This is a genomic window from Brevundimonas vesicularis (assembly GCF_027886425.1).
Lineage (GTDB): Bacteria > Pseudomonadota > Alphaproteobacteria > Caulobacterales > Caulobacteraceae > Brevundimonas > Brevundimonas vesicularis_C.
On record NZ_CP115671.1, the window covers coordinates 1,681,627 to 1,706,627 of the forward strand.

The window sequence follows — 25,001 nt, forward strand, 5'->3', positions numbered from 1 at the left end:
CGGTGGCGATGATTTCGGGCTGGATGAGAGCGGTTCTGGTCGCGGGGGCGGCGTTGAGCACGGCGGCCTGCATCAGCTATCCTTCGGAGCCGCGCTATTCGACGCATGCGAACCCGGCGCCGGCCTATGGTCCGGGGCAGGGTGCCTACCCGCAGCAGCCGACCTATCCGAACGCCGGCCAGAATTCGAACCAGCCCTATCGTCCCGCCCCCTATGAATCGCCGCCGCCCGCGACGGCGCCGATCGGTCAGGTGGACGGCGGGGCCTTACCGCCGACGGTCAATGTCGGTCCGAGCCAACCGGCCTACCAGCCGCCGGCGTCGCAGCCGCCCGCCTATACGCCACCATCCTATCCGTCGTCGTCGGCCCCGGTGCGTCCGGGCGCGGCCTATGTGATCCAACCGGGCGACACGATCTCGGGCGTGGGACGCCGCTTCCAGACGCCGGTGCAGACACTGATCGATCTGAATGGCCTGGGGCCGCGCGGGGCGATCACGACGGGCCAGCGAATCATACTGCCTGAAGCGGCGGTGGATACCGGCCGCGATCCTTACGCGACCGGCGCCTCGCCCGTCGGCGTCCTGGTGCCCAACAATGGCTCCGTGCCGCCGCCCCCGCCGCCGCCCTCGGGCAATGCAGCTCTGCCGGTCCAGACGCGCCCTATCGAACAGACCAACGCTGGCGCCGTCACCGGTCAGCCAAACCTGCTGTGGCCAGTGCGCGGCGACATCGTGCGGCGGTTCGGCCCGGTCGGCATGGGCGAGCGGAACAACGGCATCAACATCGGCGCCTCGGCCGGCGCGCCGGTCAGCGCCTCTGCGGCAGGGCGTGTGGCCTATGTCGGCAGCGATCTGGTGGGGCAGGGGCTTACGGTGCTGATCGTGCACGCCAACGGCTGGCGCACGGTCTATGGCCATCTGGGTTCGGCGACGGTCAAGGACGGCGACGACGTGCGCGCCGGCCAGCAGATCGGCACCGTGGGTCTGACGGCCGGCGACGGACGCCCCTCGATCCACTTCGAGACCCGTCAGATGCGCGGCGACGATCCGGTCGCCGTCGATCCTTTGACAGTGTTGCCCAGGTAGCGCTTTCGCCGCGTTGCAATCTGCGAGGCGCGGCCCTAGGTTCCGCGCCTCGTTTTAATGGGGGGCCGACGAGGGCTACCCTTCTATGTTCGGAGACGACCCATGGGCGCTGAAGGCGGCTTGACGGCGCAGTTGATCGGGTTTGCGCCCATCATCGGTATTTTCATCCTGTTTTACTTCCTGCTGATCCGTCCGCAGCAGAAGCGCGCCAAGGAACACGCGACCGCCATCGCCGCCGTCAAGCGTGGCGACACGGTCGTCCTGGGCAGCGGCATGATCGGCAAGGTCACCCGCGTCGAAGAGGCCGAGGTCAACGTCGAGATCGCGCCCAGCGTCAATGTGCGCGTGGTCAAGGCCATGATCGCCGAGGTGCGCAACCGCACCGCCATCGCCGCCAACGATTCCAAGGCCTGATACGCTCGCGTATCCGCCGATACCTGGACCGCCCTCATGATTCAGCTGTCGCGCTGGAAAGTCATTCTCGTCGTCGTCGCGGCCGTTCTCGGCTGTCTGCTGGCGTTCCCGAACCTGTTGTCGGATCAGCAGCGTGAGGCGCTGCCTGGCTTCATGCCCAAGAACAAGCTGAACCTGGGGCTGGACCTTCAGGGCGGTTCGTATCTGCTGCTGGAAGTCGATGTGCCGGCGATGCGCGAAAAGCGCGTCACCAACCTGATCGAAGACGTTCGGGTCACGCTGAACGGCGCCGGCGTCGCCACCAACGGCTTCCAGCGTGAAGCCGGCGGCGTGGTCGTCACCCTGGCCAATCCGGCCCAGGGCGATGCCGCGTTCAAGGCGCTGCAACAATTGGGCGGTCAGGTCGGACCGGGCGGCCAGGCCGAACGCACCGCGACTCGCCTGGGCGACAACCGCATCCGCTTCGCCTATACCGACGCCGCGCTGAACGGCATGGGCGCGACGGCCGTCGACCAGTCGATCGAGGTGGTGCGCCGCCGGATCGACAGCCTGGGCACGCGCGAACCCTCCATCACTCGTCAGGGCGCCGACCGGATCGTGGTTCAGGCGCCGGGCGAGAGCGATCCGAGCAAGCTGGAAGAAGTGATCGGCCAGACGGCGCAGCTGACCTTCCAGATGGTCGATGTCGAGAACTCGGTTCAGGACGCGCTGGCCGGCCGTGTGCCGCCCGATTCCGAACTGCTGCAAGGCGAGGACGGCACGCCCTATCTGGTCAAGAAGCGCGTGCTGGTGTCGGGCGAGAACCTGACCCGCGCCGGCGTCGGTTCGGACCAGAGCGGCCGTCCGGCCATCGACTTCCGCTTCGACGGCGCCGGCGCCCGCCGGTTCGGCGAAGCCACTGCCGCCAACCTGCAAAAGCCCTTCGCCATCATTCTGGACGGCAAGGTCATCTCGGCCCCGACGATCCAGAGCGCGATCACCTCGGGCTCGGGTCAGATCACAGGCAACTTCTCGATCCAGGAAGCGGCGACGCTGGTGAACCTGCTGAACGGGGGCGCCCTGCCGGCGCCGCTGAATGTCGAGGAGCGCCGCACCGTGACGGCTGAACTGGGTGCGGACGCGGTGGCGGCCGGCGCCCTGTCGACCGCCGTCGGCTTCGCCATCATCGTGCTGTTCATGATCCTGGCCTACGGTCTGCTGTTCGGTGGCGTGTCGGTGGTCGGCCTGGTGCTGAACGGCGTGCTGATCGTGGCGGCCATGTCGTTGACCCAGGCGACGCTGACCTTGCCCGGTATCGCCGGTCTGATCCTGACCTTCGCAGTCGCGGTGGACGCCAACGTGCTGATCTATGAGCGGATGCGTGACGAGGCCCGGGCGGGCCGCAGCGTCATCGCCTCGATGGACGCCGGCTTCAACAAGGCCATGGGCACGATCATCGATGCCAACCTGACCACCCTGGTCGCGGCGGGCATCATGTTCGTGTTCGGCGAAGGCCCGGTTCGCGGGTTCGCCTGGACCCTGACCATCGGTGTGTTCACCTCGGTCTTCTCGTCGGTCCTGGTCGCCCAGGTCCTGCTCGGCTACTGGCTCAAGACGGCCAAGCCCAAAAAACTGCCGATCGCGGAGTGATGGCGATGCGTGGATGGCCCCTCATCAAACTGCTGCCGCAGAAGACGAACTTCCACTTCGTCAAATATGCGCGCTTCGCCGGCGTCCTGTCGGTGATCCTGTGCGTCGCGGCGATCGTCTCCTGCTTCTATCCCGGCCTGAACATGGGCATCGATTTCCGGGGCGGCGCCTCGATGGAGGTGTCCAAGCCGGCGGGCCAGACGATCGAGCTGGATCGAGTCCGCGAGGCCGTGAACGGCCTGAACCTGGGCGACGTCCAAGTCCAGGGCATCGCGCGCCGCGACACCAATGTCGATGACGGCTCAACCGCCATTCTTCGCTTCCAGGTGCCGGAAGGCCGCGATCAGACCCAGGTCGTCAACCAGGTCGAGGGCGCCATCAGCGGCGCAGTCGGTCAGGTCAACTACTCGGGCGTCAGCGTCGTCGGCTCCAAGGTGTCGGGCGAGCTGTTCACCTCCGGCCTCTTGGCTCTGGGCGTCGCGATCGGCCTGATGTTCCTCTACATCTGGTTCCGCTTCGAACCGCAGTTCGGCTTCGGCGCCGTGGTCGGCCTGCTGCACGACGTGATCCTGACGTTTGGGCTGATCGTGCTGTTCAAGCTGGAGTTCAGCCTGAACATGGTCGCCGCCGTCCTGACCGTCATCGGCTATTCGATGAACGACACCGTCGTCGTGTTCGACCGCCTTCGCGAGAACCTGCGCAAGTACAAGACCATGCCGCTGCGCGACGTGATCGACCTGTCGCTGAACGAGACCCTGTCGCGGACCATCATCACCGGCGTGACCGCCGTCATGGTGCTGGCGGCCCTGGCCATCTTCGGCGGCGAGGCCCTGTTCGGCTTCTCCATCGCTCTGATGTTCGGCATCATCATCGGCACCTATTCGTCGATCTATGTCGGCGCGCCGATCATCCTTCTGTGGGGCGTCAAGCGCGGCGCCCTGGCCGACGACGCCAAGCCGGTGAAGCTGGGCATGGCCAGCCGGCCGTAGGTTGAGCGCTATCGTCGAAAGTTGGGCCGTTCCGGCATCGCCGGGGCGGCCTTTTCCTTGGGCGGCGTCCGTGCAAGGCTGAGCCTATGAAAGCGCTCGTCTATACCGCCGTTGCTCTCGCCCTGACCGGCGCCCTCACCGGCGGACTGTCCGCCTGCACCGACAGCAAGCGGGCGCGCAACGACGCCACCTGGGGCGACAAGCCGGCGGACATCACCTGCTGGACCTATGGGGTGGAGAACTTCAAGGGACGCTCGACCGGCAAGGTCGAGTACGACGACGGCGGCCGGATCTCGTTCGTGGACGCGTCGAACAACCGCTACACCACGATCGATGGCGATTGCCGCGTGGTCTATATGCAACCCAGCAAATAGGGCCGGATGGCGGGCGGAGGCCTGAACCTCCGCCCTGGGTCGATCAGCGCAGCGAGGCCGTAAAGCGCTGGATGCGGGTGCAGGCTTCTTCCAGCACGGCGTCCGAGGTGGCGTAGCTGATGCGGAAATAGGGGCTCAGGCCGAAAGCCTCGCCCTGGACGACGGCGACGCCCTCGGCGTTCAGCAGTTCGGCGGCGAAGGTGGAGTCGCCGTCGATGACCACGCCCGTTTCCGTCGTCTTGCCGATCAGTCCAGCGATGGACGGATAGACGTAGAAGGCGCCCTCGGGCGTGGCGCATGTGACGCCAGCCGCTTGGTTGAGCATCGACACGACCAGATTGCGGCGCTTTTCAAAGGCGGCCTTGCGCTCGGGGATGAAGTCCTGCGGGCCGTTCAGCGCCTCGACGGCCGCCCACTGGCTGATGCTGGACGGGTTGGACGTGGTCTGGCTGGCCACCTTGCGCATCAGGTCGATCAGCGGCTTGGGGCCGCCAGCGTAGCCGATGCGCCAGCCGGTCATTGCATAGGCCTTGGACACGCCGTTGACCGTCAGGGTGCGGTCGATCAGGTCCGGCGCCACCTGGGCGATGGTGGTGTATTCGAAGTCGCCGTAGACGAGGTGCTCGTACATGTCGTCTGTCAGCACCCACACGTGGGGGTGACGACGTAGGACCTCGGCCAGGGCTTCCAGTTCGGCGCGCGTATAGGCGGCGCCGCTGGGGTTGGACGGGCTGTTCAGGATCAGCCACTTGGTGCGGGGCGTGATCGCGGCTTCCAGTACGACCGGCAGCAGCTTGAAGCCGTCCTTCTCCTCGCCGATCACAGTGACGGGCTCGCCGCCGGCCAGCAGCACCATGTCGGGATAGCTGACCCAGTAGGGGGCGGGCACGATGACTTCGTCGCCGGGGTTCAGCGTCGCGACCAGGGCGTTGAAGATGACGGGCTTGCCGCCCGGCGCGACGTGGATGTTGGCCGCCGTATAGTCGAGATCGTTCTCGCGCTTGAACTTGGCCACGATGGCCGCCTTCAGCTCGGGCATGCCGTCCGCATCGGTGTATTTGGTCTCGCCGCGGCTGATCGCGTCGATCGCGGCCTGTTTGATGTTTTCAGGCGTATCGAAGTCCGGCTCGCCGGCGCCCAGGCCGATCACGTCTCGGCCTTCGGCTTTCAGCTTCCGGGCCTGCGCGGTGACGGCGATGGTGGCCGAGGGCGCTACGCGGGCGAGGGCGGAAGATTGCAGGCTGGACATGAACTATCCCATGGTTTTGGAAGTTTTTGCCGGGGAGGCGGGGTTGTTTACGCGGCGTCGCCCCTCGGGACAATGCGCTGATGCTCGCTAATGCAGAGATGGGATGATAAGCGGCGGCTCTGATGCGCTGGATCATCGAGTTTCTGTCGAACATGGAGGCGCGTCGCTGGCGCGCCGTGCTGGCGACGACCCTGCTGCTGGGCGCGATGATCGCCCTGTTCGCCGTGGGCAAGAGCCAGTTGGGGCTGGAGGCCGAAGGGCGTCTGGAAGACTGGCTGGGCGGGTTTCGTCAGGGACCTTGGGGGCTGGTCGCCGCCATCGTGGTGTTCACGGTCTCGGCCTTCTTCGGCGCCCCACAGTTCATCCTGATCGCCGCCTGCGTCGTAGCGTTCGGGCCGTGGTTCGGCTTCCTCTACAGTTGGATCGCAACGGTCGTGTCTGCGGGCGTGACCTACTGGCTGGGACGCGGACCCACGGCGCGGCTGCTGGCGCGGCACGGCGGCAAGACGGTCGGACGGCTGACGCGGTTCGTCGGCAAGAACGCCTTCTACGCCAGCTTCATGATCCGCAACGTGCCGTCTGCGCCGTTCATCGTCGTCAACATGGCGTTCGGGGCGGCGAGGGCGTCGTTCCCGGGCTTTCTGGCGGGGTGCGCGCTGGGCGTATTGCCGAAGACCGCTCTGGTCGCCTTCTTCGGCGGATCCTTCATGACGGCGGTCAGCGGCGACGGGATCTGGACCTCGGCCATATTGGCTGGCGTGGCGCTGGCTTGGCTGGCTCTGATGCTGTTGGTGCGTGAACTGGTCAAGCGGCGCGAGATCGCGCGCGGCGACTGAGGGAATTTGCTTAGCCTGCTATTTAGACTCCGTTCATCCAGAGGTTGCATGGTGTAGGTTTGGAGGCGTCGCCATGGATGTCCGTATTCTGAAGACGCAGCACGGCCGGATCATTCGACTGGCCAGCGCCCTGGGCGGGACCGCCGCCATTATGAAAACGTCGGACGATGCGATCCGCGCCCGTGAGCTGATGCGTGCGCTGAATACGGCTCTGACCGAGCATCTGGCGATCGAGGACGGCGAACTTTATCCCGTCCTGATGCGGTCCCAAGATCATTCGGTTCGCGACCTCGCGCAGCACTATGTTGAGGACATGGGGGCTCTGAGCGGCGTTTGGGCGCACTATTTTGAAGAGTGGTCACAGGCCCGCATTCTGAGGGATCGGGAGCGTTTCGCCTCTGTAACCAAGGGGTTGATCGGCGCCTTGGCGCATCGGGTCGCCCGCGAGGAGGACACGCTGTATCCCACGATGGAGGCGGCGGACGCCCTGGCCGTCGTTCCGAAGCGCGACGGCAGGCCGACATCCTGAAGCCGGTGTCCACAGGCGTCGTGCCTCGATAGCCCTCTCCATATGACGACACTGTCATCGGGGCTTGTATTCCCGGTTTCATACGGGCAAACCCGCCGCTAGTAGGCGTGGCGAAGACGATCAGGAACTGTCCGGCGTGGGGATGTCAGGGCAGTTGGGGCGTCGCCAGGTCGACTGAGACATCTAGACGCCCTGCCAGCTAACAACGGTATCGATTCCCATGAGCTTCTCCCTTTTCGGCGCGATCTCCAACGACATCGCGATGGACCTGGGCACCGCCAACACCCTGATCTACATGAAGGGCAAGGGCATCGTCCTGAACGAGCCGTCGGTCGTGGCGCTGAGAAACGTCGGCGGGCGCAAGGTCGTTCACGCCGTGGGGATCGAGGCCAAGCAGATGCTGGGCCGCACGCCGGGCCACATGGAGGCGATCCGCCCCATGCGCGACGGCGTCATCGCCGACTTCGAAGTCGCCGAAGAGATGATCAAGCACTTCATTCGCAAGGTTCATAACCGCAAGGGCTTCGTGAACCCCAAGATCATCGTCTGCGTGCCCTCGGGCGCCACGGCGGTCGAGCGTCGTGCGATCAATGACAGCTGCCTGAACGCCTCGGCGCGTCGCGTGGGCCTGATTGACGAGCCCATGGCCGCCGCGATCGGCGCCGGCTTGCCGATCCACGAGCCGACCGGCTCGATGGTCGTCGACATCGGCGGCGGCACGACGGAAGTCGCCGTCCTGTCGCTGTCGGGCATCGTCTATTCGCGTTCGGTCCGCGTCGGCGGCGACAAGATGGACGACAGCATCATCAGCTACATGCGCCGCAACCATAACCTGCTGATCGGCGAAACGACCGCCGAACGCATCAAGAAGGACATCGGCACCGCCCGCATCCCGGCCGACGGCGAAGGCCTGTCGATCGAGGTCAAGGGCCGCGACCTGATGCAGGGCGTGCCGCGCGAGGTGCGTATCTCGGAGCGTCAGGCGGCGGAAGCCCTGGCCGAGCCGGTCACCCAGATCATCGAGGCCGTGAAGGTCGCGCTGGAAGCCACCCCGCCTGAACTGGCCGCCGACATCGCAGACAAGGGCATCATGCTGACGGGCGGCGGCGCCCTGCTGCGCGGTCTGGACGTCGAGATCCGCGATCACACCGGCCTGCCGGTCTCGGTCGCCGATGATCCGCTGTCGTGCGTAGCCATCGGCTGTGGCCGCGTGCTGGAGCACCCGCGCTGGATGAAGGGCGTGCTCGACTCCGCGCTCTGATCCGTCCGTTGCGGCCAGGTGAAAGCTTGGCTGCAAATCCTTGTCAGGCCTGCGTGATCACGGTTCCATTCCGGCCTTGATTTTGCGATAGGCAGGCTCAGCGGCAGGGGGCGTCCTGCCGATTCCAACCCCTTTGAGTGGAAGGTCGCCCGTGGCGTTTCGCGACGGCCCTTTTGAAAACATCAAGGTGCCGCTGGCGTGGACCGCCGCGGTCGTCGTCGTCGTGGCCGTCATCGGCGCGGTCGTCCTGTTGCTGGGCGATCGGACCACGTCCGAGGGCGGCTCGACCATGGGCGCGGCGCGCGGCGGTTTCGAAGCGGCGGCCGGGCCAGTGGGCGGGGTCTTCGCCGCGCCGGTGCGCTGGGCCGGGGCCGCGCGCGACTACGTCGGCGGCTATTTCTTCGCCATCGGCGAGAACCGCCGCCTGAAAGCCGAGATCGCTGAACTACGCGGCTGGCGTGACGAAGCGATCGCTCAAAAGAACATCAACGGCCGCTATGAGGCCCTGCTAGGTCTGCGCACCGAGCCGCCGGTGCCCATGGCCACGGGGCGGGCGATTTCGGAATCGCGGGGTCCCTTCTCCAACGCCAAGCTGATCGACGTCGGTTCGGCCAAGGGCGTGCGGATCGGTAATCCCGTTGTGACGGAACATGGACTGGTTGGTCGGGTGACGGGCGTGACGGGCGGCGTCAGCCGTGTCGTGCTGCTGACGGATGTGGCGTCGCGCACCCCTGTTATGATCGAGCGCACCGATGCGCGCGCCATGCTGACCGGCGACGGCGGCGATAGCCCGCGTCTGGAGTTCATTCGCGGATCCGGTTCGATCAAGGCCGGTGACCGTATCCTGAGTTCGGGCGACGGCGGCGGACTGCCGCGCGGCCTGCCGGTCGGGGTGGCCGCCAAGGGCGTGGACGGCGCCTGGCGGGTCAAGCTGTTCAGCGATCACGGCGCGATCGACTATGTTCGCGTGCTGTTGTTCCAGAGCTTTGGACAGCTGGTCAGCCCGAACGCCTTGAATGCGCCGCCGCTCGCAGGCCTGACGACGGCGCCGGAGCCGAGCGCGGCCGAGGTCGGGGCGATCCGTGACGCGGCCGCCCGTCGTGCGGCAGCGCAGCAGGCTCAGGCCGAACGGGCGCGTGCTGCGGCGGCGACGCCAGCGCCAACGCCTGCGCCCGCGGCTGCGCCGACTGCGGCCCGTCCGGCCGTGACGTCTCCGAGGCCTGCGGCTTCGCCCCCGTCGCCTGCACCGGTTGCGCCCAGCCCTGCGCCGGCGCCCGCTCCGGGAGGCGCGGCGTGAGACGGCCCGTCGCGGTTCGCGTTGTCGGACCTCTTCAGTGGATCGTCTATCCGGCCCTGCTCGTCCTCGCCGCGACGGTCGTTCTGGGAACGCCGCTCCAGCTGTTCGGTCTGCATCTGCCCGAGCCGGTCATTCCGATGATCCTGGCCTTCGCCTGGCCCTTGATCCGGCCCTCGATGCTGGCGCCGGCGGTGCTGTTTCTGATCGGCCTTTTCCTCGATCTGTTCTGGAATACGCCGCTGGGTCTGTGGGCGCTGTGCCTGATGGGCGTCTATGGAACGGTGCTGCTGTCGCGTAATCTGCTGGCGGGGCATGAGGGGCTGATCCGTTTCGGAGCCTATGCCGCCTGCACGCTGGGCACCTTTTTTCTGGCCTATCTGGTGGTGACGATGCGGGCGACGAACGCGCCGGCGATCCTGCCGCTGGTCGGACAGGTCGTGCCGACGCTGCTGCTGTTTCCGATCGCCAACTGGATGCTTGAGCGATTCGACGACGGAGATATTCGGTTCCGATGAGCGGCGAGCCCTCCATCTTCTTTGCCGATGTGAATGAGCGTCAGGGGTCCTTCCTGCGGCGCACCTTCGTGCTGGGCGGGGCGACGGCGCTGGGTATTACAGCGCTGATCGGAAGGCTGGGTCAGCTGCAGGTCGTTCAGGCTCAGGAATATGCGACCTTGTCGTCGCAGAACCAGTTCAACTTCCGCATGGTCCCGCCGCCGCGCGGTCTGATCAAGGACCGCAACGGCGTCGTCATCGCCGGCAACCGCCCCAGCTTCCGTGTGCTGGTGGTGCGCGACGAGACCAAGGATCTGGACCAGACCCTGGACCTTTTGGGACGCCTGCTGCCCGACACGCTGGAGCGCCGTCGCGCGATCATCCGCGACGTCAATGCGGCTTCCAAGTTCAACCCGGTGCCGGTCAAGAGCGACCTGACCTGGGAGGAGTTCGCCAAGGTCAATCAGTACGCCAACGAACTGCCCGGCGTGATGGTCGATATGAACGAGGCGCGCTATTACCCTTTCGGCGGATCGTTCGCCCACGTCATTGGCTATGTGGCCAAGGTGTCCGATCGCGACGTCAAGGCCATCCGGGACAAGGGCGAGCAGCCGCCGGCTCTGCTGTTCAACCCCAGCTTCCGCATCGGCCGCCAGGGCGTCGAAAAGGCGCTGGATACCTCGCTGCGCGGCGAGCCGGGCGGCAACCGGGTCGAGGTGGATGCGCGCGGTCGCGTGGTGGCCGAGGATATCGGCGGCTCGCGGCCGGCCGTGCCGGGCAAGGAAGTCATCCTGACACTGGACGCCGATGTTCAGAACCGGGCACTGGAGGTGTTTGGCGACGAGTCGGGCGCCTGTGTGGTCATGGATGTGCGCAACGGCGACATCCTGTGCATGATGTCTGCGCCGTCTTTCGATCCCAATCTGTTCGTCGGCGGCGTGCCGAGCAAGACCTATCGTGCGTTGGCCGACTATGAGCGCAAGCCGCTGCTGGACAAGACGCTGAACGGCACCTTCCCGCCGGGTTCGACCTTCAAGCCGACCACGGCCCTGGCTCTGTTGGAAGCTGGGGTCGATCCGAAGCTGACGGTGTTCTGCTCGGGTTCGTATCGGACGGGCAACCGAACGCAGCGATGCTGGGGGCGGCATGGCACCCAGAACATGCACGACGCGATCAAGAACTCGTGCGACGTCTATTTCTACGCCATGTGCAACCGCGCGGGCGTGGACAACATCCGCAAGGCGGGGCTGGCGCTGGGCTTCGAGCACGAGTTCGACATCGGCGTCGGCAACCAGCGCAAAGGCCTGTTGCCGTCCACGGAATGGAAGGCGCGAACCTTCCCGCGCGATCCGGTCTGGCATCCGGGGGAGACGACCTCTGTGGCGATCGGGCAGGGGGCGATCACGGTGAACGCCCTGCAGCTGGCCGTCATGACCTCGCGCCTCGCGAACGGGAAGAAGCAGCTTCAACCGCGCCTGATCAAGTCCATCGGCGGCGTCGAACAGCCCAGCGGGGCCGAGGCCCCGGACCTGCCGTTCGATCCCGCCCACGTCGAATATGTGCGCCAAGGCATGATCGCCGTGGCCAATGACCGATCCGGCACCGCCTATCGCCAGAGCCAGTTGGGCCTGGGCGACATACAGATGGCCGGCAAGACCGGCACGGCTCAGGTCCGAAACTACGGCTCCGGCTCGCGCAAGAGCAATATCTGGGCGCTGAAGGACCACAACCTCTTCGTGGCGTTCGCGCCGGTGGATGCGCCGCGATATGCGGTCGCCATCATCGTCGAACACGGGGGCAAGGGCGGAGCGACCGCCGGCGCGCCTCGCGCGCGTGAGGTGATGCGCACCGTGCTGCTCAAGGATCCGGACATGCGAGCCCGCATCGAACGGCCGCTGCCGCCCGAGCCGACCGGCGACGCCATCGTCGAGGACGGCGTGGTCGGCGCCGCGCCCGAGCCCGATGTCGTGGCCCCGCCGCAGCCGAGCCGCCCCGCGCCGTCTGCGACCAGCGGTCCGCGTCCCTATCTGTCCGAGCCCGGCCGTTGACCGCGTCGGCCCTTTCACGTCCTGGCGAGCGCGAACGCGTCTCGACCAAGCTGGGCCAGATCGACTGGCGGCTGACGGCCTTGCTGTGCGTGGTGTCCGGCACCGGGGCCCTGATGCTGTATTCGGTGGCCGGCGGGTCGTGGTCGCCGTGGGCGATGAAGCACCTGATCCGGTTCGGCATGTGTCTGGCGCTGATGCTGATGCTGTCCCTGATCAGCATCCGCTACTGGTTTGCTCTGGCCTATCCCATTTACGGGATGGCGCTGTTCATGCTGGCGCTGGTGGAGACGCCGCTTGGCTATACGGCGCTGGGCGCCACGCGATGGCTGGATTTGGGCTTCACCCGCATCCAGCCGTCCGAGATCATGAAGATCGGCGTCGTGCTGGCCTTGGCGCGCTGGTATCACGGGGCCTCGGCCAAGGAGGCGAGCTTCCATTGGAAGCTGATCTTCCCGGTCGGGATCATCGGCTTGCCGTTCCTGCTGGTCGCGCACCAGCCGGACCTGGGATCGGCCATGCTGATCGGTTTGACGGGCGCGGCGATCATGTTCGTCGCCGGGCTGAGCTGGCGGATCATCCTGCCGCTGATCATCGCCGCCGCCGTGCTGGTGCCGCCCTATGTGATGTTCGGCATGCACGACTATCAGCGTCACCGGGTGCTGACCTTCCTGAACCCCGAGGCCGACATGTCGGACAAGGGCTATCAGATCGTGCAGTCCAAGATCGCCATGGGGTCGGGCGGGCCTTTGGGGCGCGGGTTCGGCCTGGGCAGCCAGAGCCAGCTGGAGTTCCTTCCCGAACGTCAGACCGACTTCATCTTCGCCGCCTTCGCCGAGGAGTTCGGCTTTGTGGGCACCTTTACGCTTCTGGCCTCCTATGCCGCCATCATCCTGATCTCGCTGAGAATCGCTTCGCTTTCGCACAGCCACTTCGGGCGATTGGCGGCGTCGGGGGTGACGGCGACATTCGCTCTGTATGTGCTGATCAACGGGGCGATGGTGATGGGGCTGGCGCCGGTCGTGGGCGTGCCGATGCCGCTCTTGTCCTATGGCGGCACGGTGATGCTGACCGTCATGATCGGTTTCGGTCTGGTGATGGCGACGCGGGTTCACCGCTACGCCGAACTGCCCAAGGGTCACGGCCTGATCTGACGTTACGTCAGCTAGGTGATCGGCATTCAGGTTTCGCTTTCTAAGGCGGGGATTTCCTGGATAAGGTCATTCCCAACGATGTCTCGCATCGGTTTCGGCCGGTCAGCGACGCACGCCATGGGAGACGAGGAATGACCGATCTGGAGCAATTCCGCGCCGAGACGCGCGCCTGGCTGGAGGCGAACTGCCCGGCCGAATGTCGCGGGCCGATGGCCGACGACGAGATGATCTGGGGCGGGCGAAATCCCACCTTCAAGACCCCGGCGCACAAGCTGTGGCTGGATCGGATGGGCGCGCGGGGCTGGACGGCGCCGGAATGGCCCAAGGAATACGGCGGAGGCGGCCTCAGCCGGGAGGAGGCCAAGGTGCTGACCTCCGAACTGCGCCGCATCAAGGCCCAGCCGGCCCTGGCCAGTTTCGGCGTCTGGATGCTGGGCCCGGCGCTGCTGGCCTTTGGGACGGAGGAGCAGAAGAAGCGCTTCCTGCCAGAGATCGTGCGCGGCGAGATCCGCTGGTGCCAGGGCTATTCCGAACCGGGCGCGGGGTCGGATCTGGCGTCCATTCAGACGCGGGCCGAGGATCAAGGTGACCACTGGATCGTCAACGGCCAGAAGATCTGGACCTCCTACGCCGACAAGGCCGACTGGATCTTCTGCCTGGTGCGCACGGACCCCGAGGCGCCCAAACATCTGGGCATCAGCTTCGTGCTGTTCGACATGAAGACGCCGGGCGTGACGACGCGGCCGATCACCCTGATTTCAGGCAAGTCGCCCTTCTGCGAGACCTTCTTCGACGATGTGCGGGTGGAGAAGGAAAACCTGGTCGGGACGCTGAACCGGGGCTGGGACGTGGCCAAATATTTGTTGGCGCACGAGCGGACCATGATCGGCGCGATGGGCGAGGTCGGCGGCGGGCGGCCGGTGGGGCAGGTGGCGCTGGACGCCATCGGCGCCGATGAGGCGGGGCGTCTGGACGAGCCGATGCTGCGCGCGCGGATCGCGGACCTGGAGATCGACGCCGCCGCCTTCCGTCTGGCGATGGAGCGGGTCGGCGATCAGGTGAAGGCCAAACAGGCGCATCCGGCCATCGCCTCCATGCTGAAATACTATGGCTCCGAGCTGAACAAGCGGCGTCATGAGCTGCTGATGGCGGCGGGCGGGGCCGATGCGCTGGAATGGGAGGGCGATCGGTCGCACGACGGCAAGACGGCGCGCGACTGGCTGCGGACCAAGGCCAACTCCATCGAAGGCGGCACCAGCGAGGTTCAGCTGAACATCATCGCCAAACACCTGCTGCAACTGCCGGGAGCGTGAGACGATGCCGCTGATCCTGACCGAAGAACAGACGATGTTGCAGGACGCCGCCGACGGCTTCCTGAACGAACAGGCGCCGATCGCGCATCTAAGGAAGCTGCGGGACGAGCGGGACACCGACGGCGTGTCGCGCGACCTGTGGCGGGCCTTTGGCGAGATGGGTTTCGCCGGCGTCATCATTCCCGAGGCGCTGGGCGGCATGGGGCTGGGCGCGGTCGAGGCCGGGGTGATCGCCGAGAGCCTGGGGCGCACCCTGACGCCGTCGCCGTATCTGGGATCGTCGATCCTGTCGGCCAAGGTGTTGATCGACGGCGGATCGCAGGCGCAGCAGGCCTGGCTGCCCAGGATCGCAGCGGGTGGGGCGATCCTGTCGCTGGCGGTGGATGAGGGCGCGAAACACGCGCCGTCGCGGATCACCACGCGGGCCGAGCGGGCGGGCAACGGCTTCAAGCTGAACGGCGCCAAGGCCTTCGTGCTGGACGGCCATGTGGCCGACGCCCTGATCGTCGTCGCGACGGCTGAGGAAGGGACGACGCTGTTCCTGGTCGATCCTGCGACGGCTGGCGTCGCGGTCGAGCGCACGGTGATGGTGGACGCGCACAATGCGGCGCGGATCACGCTGACTGATGTGGCGGTTGACGCCGATGCGGTGATCGGCGCGGTCGGGGGCGGGGAGGCGCTGCTGGACGGCGCACTGAACCTGGGGCGGGCCTGCGCGGCCTCCAGCCTGACCGGCGCGGGCGATCAGGCGTTCAAGACGACGATGGACTATCTGCGGACGCGAAAACAGTTCGGCAAGCTGATCGGCGAGTTTCAGGCGTTGCAGCACCGGGCCGCGCATCTGTTCTCGGAGCTGGAGCTGGCGCGCGCGGCGACGATCGGCGCCCAGATCGCCATCGACGAGGGGCGCGAGGAGGCGCCGCTTGCCGCCTCCATCGCCAAGGCCAAGGCCGGGCGGGTCGCCGAGCTGGCGGTGCAGGAGGCGGTCCAGATGCACGGCGGCGTCGGCATGACCGACGAGTTCGACGTCGGCCTGTTCATGAAGCGGGTGCGGGTGCTGAACGAACTGCTGGGCGACGCCGGGTTCCACGCCGAACGGGTGGCGCGGGCGCAAGGGTTCTAGGGCGGGATTTAGACCGCCTTTTCGCTCCACAGGTCCAGATCCGCCTCGCGGCCGATCAGGGCCAGGCCGGCGGCGATGGATTCAAACTCGCCGCCCGTCTCGATCCGCTCGGCGCCGAAGCGGTTTTGGAAAAGCGCCCGCACGGCCGGCACGAAGGAGGTGCCGCCGGTCAGGAAGACGCGGTCGATGGCGTCGGGCGCCAGGCCGCTGCGAGCCATCGCCTGATCCACCGCCCCCTCGATGGCGGCCAGTTCCGGTGCGATCCAGCGTTCGAAATCGGCGCGGGCGACCGGCTTTTCGATATGGACGCCGCCGGCCTGGAAAAGGAAGGTCGCCTGGTCGTGGGCCGACAGGGCCATCTTCAGCGTGGAGACGGCGCGGTACAGGTCATGTCCGTGATTGTCGTCCAGCACCTCGATCAGGCGCTCGATCTTCTCGGGCTCCAGCGCGGTGCGAGCCAGCGCGCGGATGTCGCGCATGTCGCGCGAGGCGCGCAGCAGGGCCAACTGATCCCAGCGGGCGAAGGCGGAATAATACCGCTGGGGAATAGGCAGTTGCTTGCCGACCGAACTGTACAGCCCGCCCTTGCCCAGTTCGGGCGACACCAACTGATCGATGATCCGGTAGTCGAAGGCGTCGCCCGCCACGCCGACGCCCGAGCGGGCCAGCGGCGTCGAGCGCAGGCCGTCGGGCGTATGTTCGAACCGGATGATGGAGAAGTCGCTGGTGCCGCCGCCGAAGTCGGCGACCAGGACCGTGGCGTCCGCCTTCAGCTGGCGCGCGAAGTAGAAGGCGGCGCCGACCGGCTCGTGCGCATAGCGGATATCGGTAAAGCCCAGCCGCTGGAACGCCGTCTGATAGCGCGACAGGGCCAGGGTCTCGTCCGGATTGCCGCCCGCAAAGGTGACGGGACGGCCGACGATGACGGCGGGCGGGGCATCAGTCAGTGCGTCGCCGGCATGGTGGCGCAGGCGCAGCAGGAAGGCGGCCAGCAGATCCTCGAAGGCATAGCGCTTGTTGTCGATCCGGGTCTCGGTGAAGGCGGCGCTGGCGGCGAAGGTCTTGAACGACTGGATGAAGCGGGTCTCCAGCGGGTCCTCGACATAGGCGGCGATGGCCCAGGGCCCGGCCTCGACCACGCGCTCGGGCGGCTGGCCGTCCACGCCCGGGTGGGTCTGGAAGCTGAGCGCCGAGCGGAAGGTGGTCGTCTGGCCCTCGACCGCGTCGAAGGTCACGAGATGGGCGAGGCCGTCCGCATCGGTCAGGGCCACGACCGTATTGGTCGTGCCGAAATCGATCCCGATCGTCATCGGTTTCGTCGCCGTCATGGCAGGGCTCCAGGCAGGGGAGCCGGGTTCCTAACGGCAGACGAGGCAATAGCAAGGGCTAAGCGAGGGATAGTGGCGGAAGCGGTGGGATTCGAAGACCCCTCCGTGCGCCTCCACGACCCTCCACAGGGCCTGAACTCTAGGCCTTGCGGGCGCTGAACTTTCTCCACCTATCTCCACTGACATTGCCGGGCATCGGCGACACGAACTTAGGGCGGGACTTAGGGTGGCGACCGATATTGTCGCTGGGCTATGTTCTCGTTCCGTTCTGGAGGAGCAATGGCGCGCGAGATCAACAGACTGTCGGCCGTCAAGGTGCGGTCGCTGAAGGAGCCGGGGCTGCATGCCGACGGCAACGGTCTGTATCTGCGGATTGACCAAACCGGCGCCCGGCGCTGGGTCTTTGTCTTCTACCTTGCCGGCCGCCGTCGGGAGATGGGCCTGGGAAGCCTGGAGGCCGTTCCACTCAAGGAAGCCCGCGAAGCCCTATCCAAGGCTCGAGACGTGCTCAGGGCAGGGGAGGATCCGATTGCGGCCCGTCGCGCGCCGACAGCGCCAGCACGGACGCCGTTGTTCAGCGAAGTCGCCGGCGAGCTAATGGATAGCCTGGAGCCGTCGTGGAAGTCGCCGAAGCAGCGCGGGCAGTGGGAGGCATCGCTCAAACAGCATGCCCCGGTGATCTGGCGCGCGGAGATCACCGCCGTCGACACGGCTATGATGCTGGAGGCCCTGCAACCGATCTGGCTGTCCATTCCTGAGACGGCGACCCGACTTCGCGCCCGGATAGAGCGCGTCCTCGACACCGCGAAGGTGAAGGGCCTGCGCCACGGGGAGAACCCCGCCCGCCTGCGAGGCCACCTCGACGCGCTGCTGCCACGTGTGAAGCGCATCCGCGGTCACCATGCCGCCATGGCCTATGACCGCGTTCCCGCCTTCGTCGAGCAGCTTTCCGGCCGTCACAGCGAGAGTGCCGACGCCCTGCGTTTCCTGATTTTCACCGGCGTCAGGTCGGGTGAGGTCAGAGGGGCGACGTGGGATGAGATCAGCGGCAACGTCTGGACGATCCCGGCAGAGCGGATGAAGGCCGGCAAAACACACCGCGTCCCCCTGTCTCACGCCGCGAAGGCCGTACTCGACGCCATTGACCCGATCGACCGTACCGGCCTGATCTTCTGCGGCGCCAAGGGCGGCAAGCTGTCAGACATGGCGCTCGCCATGGTCATGCGGAAAATGGGGATCACCGATGCGACCCCTCACGGATTTCGCTCCAGCTTCCGGGATTGGGCCGGGGACTGCACGACCTATCCGCGAGAGCTGCTGGAGGAGGCTCTGGCCCACAACGTCGGCAATGCGGTCGAGCGAGCCTATCGGCGGGGAACAGCTTTCGAGAAGCGGCGGGCGCTGATGAGCGATTGGGCCGATCACTGCATGGGCGTCACCCGCGCCGACAACGTCTATCCGCTGAAGGCATGACTCACTATCGGGACGACACGACGCCCGACGACATCCGCCGCGGCGATCAATGCGCTCTGGTCTGCCAATGCGGCAGCCGCGTCATCCCGGCTTGGGCGAAGTTGCCCCAAGCCCAGCGCTTTACGCCACTGCGGGACATGCGCGCCAAGATGGTCTGCAAGCGATGCGGCAACCGGCCCGACGATCGTCATATCCGGACATCAAGGGACGGGCGGGCAGTTGAAGGAGTTTTGGCGATGGCCGCCGGCGAACCGGACCTGACGCTGGAAGAGATAGACGCGCTGATCGACGAAGCGACGGCGCCGAAGATCCTCATCGTGGCCCACTGGACCTGGTTCTTGATCCAAGAGGCCGGCCGGCACCTGAAGACCCGGAACAACGGCGGTCTGAACTATCGGGGTCTCGATGTCTGGATCAGCAGCCGAACGCGGATCGGAACGGAGGCCGAGGCCGAATTTCTCGCGGAGTGCTGAAAGACGAAAAGCCGCCATCCCGAAAGGTGACGGCCTTAGGTCGCGCAACACATGGAACCGGTATCGCAAACGGTCTCGACTCCACAATCGCATAACGCCGTGTCAGGTTCCGGTTCGGAGGACTGGAGCCATGGCAACACGGAAGACCCTCATAAAATCGCGCGCGGGCGTTCGTCTTCAGCGGATTGAGCGCCTGGCCCGGCAACAGGTCATGCAATCATCATGGCGGCTATCGACGTTGCGCCAGAACCAGCCGCGCACATTTGCTGACGAGATTGAAGCTGAAGATGCTTTCGATTTGGAGGTCATCGCTTCGCTGACCGACCCCATCATCATGGATATGCAGCGGCGTGGGCTGCTCGACTGAATGTGCAACCTCTATCGCCAGCGCTCCGGCCCCCAGGCCATCACGGACATGGCCGGTGCCATGCGCTCGACGGTCGGCAATCTGGCACCGGGCGACATCTATCCCGACTATCCTGCCCCTATTGTGCGTTGGGAGGACGCAGAGCGCATCTTAGCATCCGCGCGCTGGGGCATGTCGTCGTCCAAGAAGATGATCTTCGACAATGCGACGAAGCGCGCCGACAAGCTGCGCGCCAAGGGCGGCGAGGTGGACTTTCAGAAAATTCTGGAGTTCGAGCCCGACAGCGGCACGACCAACGTCCGCAATACCAGTTCCAGCCATTGGCGCTCGCATCTGTCGCCGGCATCGCGCTGTCTGGTCCCATTCCCGCCTTTAGCGAACCGGGCCGGGACGCGTCCGGAAAATACCGCCCCATCTGGTTCAAGCTCGCGGACGACGAGCCCGAGCCGTTGGCTTTCTTCGCCGGCATCCACCTCCAGGCCCACACGAGCGTCCGCAAGATCAAGACCGGCATGGAGACGATCGACGTCTTCGCCTTCCTGACGACCGAACCTAACGCCGAGGTCGGCGCGGTTCACCCCAAAGCCATGCCGGTGATCCTGACGGAGCCCGACGAGATCGAGGCGTGGATGACGGAGCCTTGGGACATCGCTAAAGAGCTTCAGCGCCCGCTGGATGACGGCGCGCTGGAGTATGTATGATGGACTGGGAACGCCGCGAAGATGGAGAGCTGGTGCTCTCGGTGCTTCAGAACTTCGAACTGGCGACCTTCACGAATGAAGCGCTCGCCGTGAGGCTCGAATCGCTGACGTCCAAGAACAGCTTCGCGGCGAAATGGCTCTGTCGCACAAGCAACTGATCATGACACCAAAGGCCGCTGCCGCCCTTGGCAAGCTGCTCGTCGAACAAGCGGCATTGGCGAGCGATGCCGCCGGCGAGGTTTGAACGATCTGGCTGGCCGCAAGGGTGGTGGCCCGGCGCCCTTCGCGAAGGGTGGGGATTCACCGAGCCACCGTGTTCCTACGGAGGGGAACGCATTTTCGTAGGCTGAAACCGAGAGCATGGCCCGTTAATTGGAGTTCATGCGAACGGCGGTCCGCGAGAAATAGTCAGCACCGGCACGTCCGCCCGCCGACACAAAATCTTGTTTTGAGGTGCTCCCCGAACGGTGTCGTCATATCGCTACGACGCTGTTTCGGGGGAAACGCTCATGCTGATGTCCATCGCCTTAGGCGAGACCCTTTACTGGGCGCACCGATTGCGCCGAACGATCATTCTGTCGCCGGCAGTCGCTATGAGCGTCGGGGTGGCGGTGATGGTGGTGCGAAACTGGCATCACCTCAGACATCTCGTCGCTCACTGATGAAAGAAAGCCCGCCCTCCGAAGAGAGCGGGCCTCGATAGCGGAGCCGAGGCTCGACGCTCAGATGGTTTCGGTAGCCATGCCGCCCTCCTAGCCCGGTCGAGGCGGCGGCGGACAATCCAGCCCTCGCATCCCCATCATATCGAAGAATCGGCAGAGCCGCCCGACTTGGGCCGCCAGGCGATCACCTCGCGCCTCAATGGCGATGTCGTAGGCGTCGAGCGCAGCCTCCGAATAGATCGCTTCGGGCTCCAGGACCGGCTTCGGCTCAATCGCCAGATCGGCAGGGCTCGGGTAGAAGGCGCTCTGCGGCCCCTTGGTGGCGCAACCGCTCGCAAGCGAGGCGGACGCGGCGAGCGCTAGGGACAGCATCAGGGAGCGAGTTGACCGCATCGGATAGATCCTTTTCGCGGGCGTTGATGATGGGGGTTTCGACGGAGGCCTCGCGAGCAGCGGTTTCCCGCGCGCCTGACGCCTTCGCCTTGGTCTTCTGTGTCTGGGCCGCCTGCCGGCCCCGCTCGCCCTGTGCGCCCTTGTGAGAGCAGTAGGCGCCGGTCAGGACGAAGGTGGCGCTGATAGCGACGATCAGCCAACCGAGCGGGGTGAGAAGGCGCGGGATGGAGCGGAGGAAGGCGAGGGCGATCACAGCCCGACGACCTTCTTGGCTGCCGCCGTGGCGGCTATGCGCGCATCTAGGCCGTTGGTGCCTCCGTTCACCTTCAGCGTCACGCCCTTCACGTCATCGCGCAGCGCCGGAGCGATGCAACCGTGCTTGACGAAGAAGTTGGCGGCAGCTCTGGCGGACGCGACTGGGTCAGTCCGCAGGGTGTCCGGATCATGCTCGTGCCCGGCCTCGCGATAGTTGGCCCGTCCGGTAATTGCTTCTCGCCGCCACCCCTGAACCGCCAGCCGTCGCCCGGCTCCGTGTTGCCCAGGTTCTTCCGGCCCCACTCTCCGCCGTAGATGATGTTGGCGATCGCGTTCTGGTGCGCGGGCCGGCCGGGCGCGCGACCGAACTTGCGGGCATCGGCCTCGCTGATCCGATGCCGGCCGAACATCCTCAGGAGGCCATCGACGGAATAGTTCAGATTCTCTTCGCGGGTCGTGAACCCGGCGCTTTCGACGAACATCTGACCCAGCCAGTGGGCCAGGACCAAGCCGGAGAAGCCGTTTGCGGCCGCTGCCGCCTCCAGCGCCTCGCGCGTGCCCGCCGTCGCCTTGGGCGCAAACGTACGGAACCTGTCAGCCGGTATGAGGCCCATGGTCAGTCTCCGGTTGTTAAGGGTTGCGCGCTTAGGCTGCGTCGCATAGCGTGAGAGTTGAGCCTTGCGGCTTGCTCTAGCGGGGAGTTTCAGGCCGGCGGTTCCGCAAATGCCCCGGCCAATCCATTGGGGGACGGATGGGTATGGATCAGAAAAACGTCGCACCCGTCCTGCTGACGATGATGGCTTGGCTAACCGGCCTGGTCTTGGCGGGCGTTCCGCGGATCAGGTGACAGCCACCCCCGCATTCAGCTAAGCCATAAATGTCGCAGCTCGTGCCCGAACTGCGTCAGGCGGCCCGGCTGGGCGAGGACATCAACGGCTGGGCCGCAAAGCCATTGGGGACGTGGAATGGATGACGGGACGCTGGAGCGGCGCGCCATGGGCGCGGAACAGCTGATGACGGCCAAGATCACCGAGTTCGCAGCCCATCTGACGGCGGGTGATCGATCGGCCGCAGAGCGTGCCCGAACCGAGGCCATTGCGGCGCTGGAGGTCCACTTGGACCTTACCGATCAACTGATCACCCAGACATTCGCCTGACGCTGCGCCTCGCAAGCGCGCTCTGGCGAACGGCTGATCCATAGCCTACATGGCCGCCATGATCGGTGAACTTCTCTATTTCGCGCATCGTCACGCCCGCGTCCTGATCGTGGCGGCGGCGCTCGGTTTTGCGTTCAGCCTGGTGTCCGGCGGCGAGGCCGTGGCTCACCATATTCACTGGCGCTGACGCGAACCGGGTTCGTCAGTCGGCACGCGGCGAGGCGGGCGGGACCGGGTCGATCCGGATCAGCCGGTCATAGTCTGGGGCCGGTTCGGCAAAGCCGGTGACGACCTTCTCCAGAGAGCGCTCCACGACCGGCGGGACCGTCTCCGCCACCGCTTCCTTCATGTCCTGAACGTCGGCGGCCCGTGTCTCCGCCCGCCGCACCTCCAGCACCTCGCGCCCATCGTGGACGAACATGCTGATAAGCATGGCGGTCGAGGTCAGGGCGGCGATGACGAAGAACCAGGCGACGGCGTCGGGCACATGCGCGCCGCCGACGACCTCGAAGATGACGAACACCGTCACCAGTGCGACGGCGTCCATGCCGAACCGCACGAACCCGTTGCTGGCGTAGGAACTGCGAACGCGCGGCGAAACCAATTCCGCACGGGCGAGAACGGTCAGTCCAACTAATCCAGCGGCGATGACAGTGACGATGTCGACAGGGGTCATGGGTTGGCCCTCGTGCCGCCCAACCAGCGCAGGGCCAGATCGCGAAGGGTGGCGGGGTTGGACAGCAGTTTGACGGCCCCAAACAGACCAGGCGCAAAGCGCCATGCCCCCATGCCGATCCCGAAGCCGATGGCTCTTAGGTCGGACGGGTTGATGTCAGGCGCCAATCTCAGCGCGATGGGCGCGGCCCAGAAACGGGCGACCAGCGCGCCGACGACGACGGCAAACACGCCCTCGATCACCGCGCGCATGATCTCGCGCGAGGTCGCCGGTTCGGATCCCAGCGACACCACCCCGACGTGGACCAAGGCGGAGACGATGCCCCCGCCGCGCCCGCGAGGAAAATCCAGTCGGGGTCGATCCGGTCCGCCCCGATGACGCCGGCATAGGCCGCCGCGCTCAGGATCAGGTTCAGCAGCGCGCCGATCCCGAACACGGTGAAGGGTTCCGCCACCCAGCGGATGAAACGAGCCATGGAGGTCTCCGATAGTCAGGCCGTGGTGGAACAGCCGTTGGGCGGCTTACGGGAACCGGGCGGGTCCGCGAGGCGCTTGCCTCTCATGGACATGACCACGATGCTTCTTCTGGTGCTGATCGCTGCGACGGTGATTGGCGCAATGGCGCTTCAGTCGCGTCTGTCCAACGATGCGACGCCTGATCATAGAACTAATCTGGCTCTTTGTCGGCGGCATCGTGCTTGTCGTGGCGATGTGGGCGCTGAACGACGCCATCACCAAACGTCCGCGCGGGCCGCCAGCGACAGCCAAGCCCGCACCCGCGCCTCGCGCGTCGCGCCCTTCGATCCATAGGCCGGGATCATGCCCAGCCCGCCCGCGATCAGGCCGCCGCACAGGCCCCAGAACCAGGGCATTTCACGCGGGTCGAACATCCGCCCCTCCAAGTCGTCAGCCCACGAACACAGACAGCCGACGTGGAGACGGCTTCGCAGCGATGTCAGATCGTGACCCCGCGCCGCGCCATGTGAGTGCGCACGTCTGCCACGACGGTGGCGATCTCGTCGGTCGTCAGGGCGACGGAGTGGGCTTGGAAAAAGGCCATGTCGGCATGCCCGGCGAACTGAGTGTAGCCGGAACCAATGCGAAGAAGACCCAGGCTCGGATAGCGCGGCAGGGCTGAGGAGGCGTTCTGCGCCTGTGTTCCCGCCGTTTCGTTGCGAACGATGGTGTCCTCGGAAGCGCCCACGCCGGTACGGTGGATCATCAACGCCCAGCTGCCCGGCGCGACCGTCAGCGTAGCGGGACCGGAAGTGTGGTCCGCAAGCGAGTTTCCGCGCCCGGCCCCAGCTGAATACTGGGTCGCACTTGCGGCAAAGAGCGAGATACCGAAGGTCGTATCGGCCGTCGTGCCGTCAGCTGGCAGCGAGCGGAACGTGCCATAGAACATCGGCCGGGTGGCGTTGTCCGCCAGGGTGTCCTGCGTCCTGACGACCGAGAAGATGGTCATGGCCCGCGCCTCGCGCACCTGGGTCTGCACATAGGCGCTCAGGCTCTTGGTCCGAACCGACTGCGCGCCGATCGAGACCGGTGATCCGACGAATACGGCGTTCGGCTTGCCGGGCGCGTAGTTCTTGGCGACCTTCTCCGGCGTCTTGTTCATGAAGTGGATGGCTTCCAGCCCCCGGCGAACGGGAGCCAGATACTCGACGGCGGTGTCCTCCGCGTCGATGTCCTTGGCGATCAGGCGCGTGCCCATGGGTCGATCTC

The 25,001-nt window shown here is 66.1% G+C and carries 30 protein-coding genes; 21 read left to right on the forward strand and 9 right to left on the reverse strand.

Features of this window, described 5'->3' with window-relative positions:
* Positions 1–8 precede the first annotated feature (8 nt).
* The 5 genes from PFY01_RS08430 to PFY01_RS08450 all read left to right on the forward strand — a co-directional run bounded on the left by PFY01_RS08430 (position 9) and on the right by PFY01_RS08450 (position 4,491).
* Positions 9–1,085, forward strand: a complete 1,077-nt coding sequence (locus PFY01_RS08430; protein ID WP_271043045.1) for a peptidoglycan DD-metalloendopeptidase family protein — start codon at positions 9–11, stop codon at positions 1,083–1,085.
* 102 nt (positions 1,086–1,187) lie between these two features.
* The gene (yajC, locus tag PFY01_RS08435; protein WP_017504795.1) at positions 1,188–1,499 is read left to right on the forward strand and encodes a preprotein translocase subunit YajC; all 312 of its coding nucleotides are present in this window, start codon (positions 1,188–1,190) and stop codon (positions 1,497–1,499) included.
* A 36-nt stretch (positions 1,500–1,535) separates the two neighbouring features.
* Positions 1,536–3,128: a protein translocase subunit SecD gene (gene secD / locus PFY01_RS08440; RefSeq protein WP_055804957.1), complete on the forward strand. Its 1,593-nt coding sequence runs from the start codon at positions 1,536–1,538 to the stop codon at positions 3,126–3,128.
* Complete coding sequence (gene secF / locus PFY01_RS08445; protein WP_039243629.1) at positions 3,128–4,117, forward strand: protein translocase subunit SecF; 990 nt, start codon at positions 3,128–3,130, stop codon at positions 4,115–4,117. Before secD ends, secF begins: the two co-directional genes overlap by 1 nt.
* An 86-nt stretch (positions 4,118–4,203) precedes the next feature.
* On the forward strand, positions 4,204–4,491 hold the full coding sequence (locus PFY01_RS08450; RefSeq protein WP_271040964.1) for a hypothetical protein: 288 nt from the start codon (positions 4,204–4,206) through the stop codon (positions 4,489–4,491).
* Between the two features lie 43 nt (positions 4,492–4,534).
* On the opposite strand, the gene PFY01_RS08455 is transcribed toward PFY01_RS08450, so the two are convergent.
* Positions 4,535–5,740 carry a pyridoxal phosphate-dependent aminotransferase gene (locus PFY01_RS08455; protein ID WP_271040965.1) on the reverse strand — a complete coding sequence of 402 codons (1,206 nt, stop codon included), beginning with the start codon at positions 5,738–5,740 and terminating at the stop codon, positions 4,535–4,537.
* Between the two features lie 122 nt (positions 5,741–5,862).
* On the opposite strand from PFY01_RS08455, the gene PFY01_RS08460 reads away from it, so the two are divergent.
* From PFY01_RS08460 to PFY01_RS08500, 9 genes are all read left to right on the forward strand, one after another.
* Positions 5,863–6,576 (forward strand): TVP38/TMEM64 family protein, encoded by a 714-nt coding sequence (locus PFY01_RS08460; protein ID WP_271040966.1) that lies wholly within the window; start codon positions 5,863–5,865, stop codon positions 6,574–6,576.
* Between the two features lie 73 nt (positions 6,577–6,649).
* Complete coding sequence (locus PFY01_RS08465) at positions 6,650–7,105, forward strand: hemerythrin domain-containing protein (RefSeq protein ID WP_091746530.1); 456 nt, start codon at positions 6,650–6,652, stop codon at positions 7,103–7,105.
* Between the two features lie 220 nt (positions 7,106–7,325).
* Complete coding sequence (locus tag PFY01_RS08470) at positions 7,326–8,366, forward strand: rod shape-determining protein (RefSeq protein WP_017504801.1); 1,041 nt, start codon at positions 7,326–7,328, stop codon at positions 8,364–8,366.
* Positions 8,367–8,517: 151 nt separating this feature from the next.
* Positions 8,518–9,663 (forward strand): rod shape-determining protein MreC, encoded by a 1,146-nt coding sequence (gene mreC, locus PFY01_RS08475; RefSeq protein ID WP_271040967.1) that lies wholly within the window; start codon positions 8,518–8,520, stop codon positions 9,661–9,663.
* Positions 9,660–10,178, forward strand: coding sequence for a hypothetical protein (locus PFY01_RS08480; RefSeq protein ID WP_271040968.1), 519 nt, complete (start codon positions 9,660–9,662; stop codon positions 10,176–10,178). The genes mreC and PFY01_RS08480 overlap by 4 nt, the downstream gene beginning before the upstream one ends.
* Positions 10,175–12,205, forward strand: a complete 2,031-nt coding sequence (mrdA, locus tag PFY01_RS08485; protein ID WP_153922118.1) for a penicillin-binding protein 2 — start codon at positions 10,175–10,177, stop codon at positions 12,203–12,205. The genes PFY01_RS08480 and mrdA overlap by 4 nt, the downstream gene beginning before the upstream one ends.
* On the forward strand, positions 12,202–13,356 hold the full coding sequence (rodA, locus tag PFY01_RS08490) for a rod shape-determining protein RodA (RefSeq protein WP_066551392.1): 1,155 nt from the start codon (positions 12,202–12,204) through the stop codon (positions 13,354–13,356). The genes mrdA and rodA overlap by 4 nt, the downstream gene beginning before the upstream one ends.
* Before the next feature lie 131 nt (positions 13,357–13,487).
* Entirely contained in the window at positions 13,488–14,669 is a 1,182-nt protein-coding gene (locus PFY01_RS08495; protein WP_271040969.1) for an acyl-CoA dehydrogenase family protein, read from the forward strand.
* Between the two features lie 4 nt (positions 14,670–14,673).
* Positions 14,674–15,792 carry an acyl-CoA dehydrogenase family protein gene (locus PFY01_RS08500; protein ID WP_271040970.1) on the forward strand — a complete coding sequence of 373 codons (1,119 nt, stop codon included), beginning with the start codon at positions 14,674–14,676 and terminating at the stop codon, positions 15,790–15,792.
* An 8-nt stretch (positions 15,793–15,800) separates the two neighbouring features.
* On the opposite strand, the gene PFY01_RS08505 is transcribed toward PFY01_RS08500, so the two are convergent.
* Positions 15,801–17,120 carry an Hsp70 family protein gene (locus PFY01_RS08505; protein ID WP_271040971.1) on the reverse strand — a complete coding sequence of 440 codons (1,320 nt, stop codon included), beginning with the start codon at positions 17,118–17,120 and terminating at the stop codon, positions 15,801–15,803.
* Positions 17,121–17,399: 279 nt separating this feature from the next.
* Here PFY01_RS08505 and PFY01_RS08510 point away from each other — a divergent pair, with 279 nt between their 5' ends.
* The 5 genes from PFY01_RS08510 (at position 17,400) to PFY01_RS08530 (ending at position 20,292) form a co-directional block, all read left to right on the forward strand.
* The gene (locus PFY01_RS08510) at positions 17,400–18,593 is read left to right on the forward strand and encodes a tyrosine-type recombinase/integrase (RefSeq protein WP_271040972.1); all 1,194 of its coding nucleotides are present in this window, start codon (positions 17,400–17,402) and stop codon (positions 18,591–18,593) included.
* Positions 18,590–19,066: a hypothetical protein gene (locus tag PFY01_RS08515; RefSeq protein ID WP_271040973.1), complete on the forward strand. Its 477-nt coding sequence runs from the start codon at positions 18,590–18,592 to the stop codon at positions 19,064–19,066. Before PFY01_RS08510 ends, PFY01_RS08515 begins: the two co-directional genes overlap by 4 nt.
* Positions 19,067–19,196: 130 nt before the next feature.
* Positions 19,197–19,433, forward strand: coding sequence for a hypothetical protein (locus PFY01_RS08520; RefSeq protein ID WP_271040974.1), 237 nt, complete (start codon positions 19,197–19,199; stop codon positions 19,431–19,433).
* A gap of 320 nt (positions 19,434–19,753) precedes the next feature.
* Positions 19,754–20,134, forward strand: a complete 381-nt coding sequence (locus PFY01_RS08525) for an SOS response-associated peptidase family protein (RefSeq protein ID WP_271040975.1) — start codon at positions 19,754–19,756, stop codon at positions 20,132–20,134.
* Entirely contained in the window at positions 20,134–20,292 is a 159-nt protein-coding gene (locus tag PFY01_RS08530) for a hypothetical protein (protein WP_271040976.1), read from the forward strand. The genes PFY01_RS08525 and PFY01_RS08530 overlap by 1 nt, the downstream gene beginning before the upstream one ends.
* Positions 20,293–20,886: 594 nt before the next feature.
* On the opposite strand, the gene PFY01_RS08535 is transcribed toward PFY01_RS08530, so the two are convergent.
* Together PFY01_RS08535 and PFY01_RS08540 are read right to left on the reverse strand one after the other, a co-directional pair.
* Entirely contained in the window at positions 20,887–21,189 is a 303-nt protein-coding gene (locus PFY01_RS08535; RefSeq protein ID WP_271040977.1) for a hypothetical protein, read from the reverse strand.
* A gap of 341 nt (positions 21,190–21,530) precedes the next feature.
* Complete coding sequence (locus PFY01_RS08540; protein ID WP_271040978.1) at positions 21,531–22,058, reverse strand: hypothetical protein; 528 nt, start codon at positions 22,056–22,058, stop codon at positions 21,531–21,533.
* Positions 22,059–22,409: 351 nt separating this feature from the next.
* Here PFY01_RS08540 and PFY01_RS08545 point away from each other — a divergent pair, with 351 nt between their 5' ends.
* Entirely contained in the window at positions 22,410–22,601 is a 192-nt protein-coding gene (locus tag PFY01_RS08545) for a hypothetical protein (RefSeq protein ID WP_066550153.1), read from the forward strand.
* 49 nt (positions 22,602–22,650) lie between these two features.
* Complete coding sequence (locus PFY01_RS08550; protein WP_271040979.1) at positions 22,651–22,788, forward strand: hypothetical protein; 138 nt, start codon at positions 22,651–22,653, stop codon at positions 22,786–22,788.
* Between the two features lie 15 nt (positions 22,789–22,803).
* Here the strand turns inward: PFY01_RS08550 and PFY01_RS08555 are convergent, their stop codons facing one another.
* The 5 genes from PFY01_RS08555 to PFY01_RS08575 all read right to left on the reverse strand — a co-directional run bounded on the left by PFY01_RS08555 (position 22,804) and on the right by PFY01_RS08575 (position 24,990).
* The gene (locus PFY01_RS08555; protein WP_271040980.1) at positions 22,804–23,277 is read right to left on the reverse strand and encodes a hypothetical protein; all 474 of its coding nucleotides are present in this window, start codon (positions 23,275–23,277) and stop codon (positions 22,804–22,806) included.
* Positions 23,274–23,528 carry a hypothetical protein gene (locus tag PFY01_RS08560; protein ID WP_271040981.1) on the reverse strand — a complete coding sequence of 85 codons (255 nt, stop codon included), beginning with the start codon at positions 23,526–23,528 and terminating at the stop codon, positions 23,274–23,276. The genes PFY01_RS08555 and PFY01_RS08560 overlap by 4 nt, the downstream gene beginning before the upstream one ends.
* Complete coding sequence (locus PFY01_RS08565; protein WP_271040982.1) at positions 23,516–23,752, reverse strand: hypothetical protein; 237 nt, start codon at positions 23,750–23,752, stop codon at positions 23,516–23,518. The genes PFY01_RS08560 and PFY01_RS08565 overlap by 13 nt, the downstream gene beginning before the upstream one ends.
* A 255-nt stretch (positions 23,753–24,007) precedes the next feature.
* Positions 24,008–24,166, reverse strand: a complete 159-nt coding sequence (locus tag PFY01_RS08570; RefSeq protein ID WP_271040983.1) for a hypothetical protein — start codon at positions 24,164–24,166, stop codon at positions 24,008–24,010.
* A gap of 65 nt (positions 24,167–24,231) precedes the next feature.
* The gene (locus tag PFY01_RS08575; protein WP_271040984.1) at positions 24,232–24,990 is read right to left on the reverse strand and encodes a hypothetical protein; all 759 of its coding nucleotides are present in this window, start codon (positions 24,988–24,990) and stop codon (positions 24,232–24,234) included.
* Between the last annotated feature and the right edge of the window lie 11 nt (positions 24,991–25,001).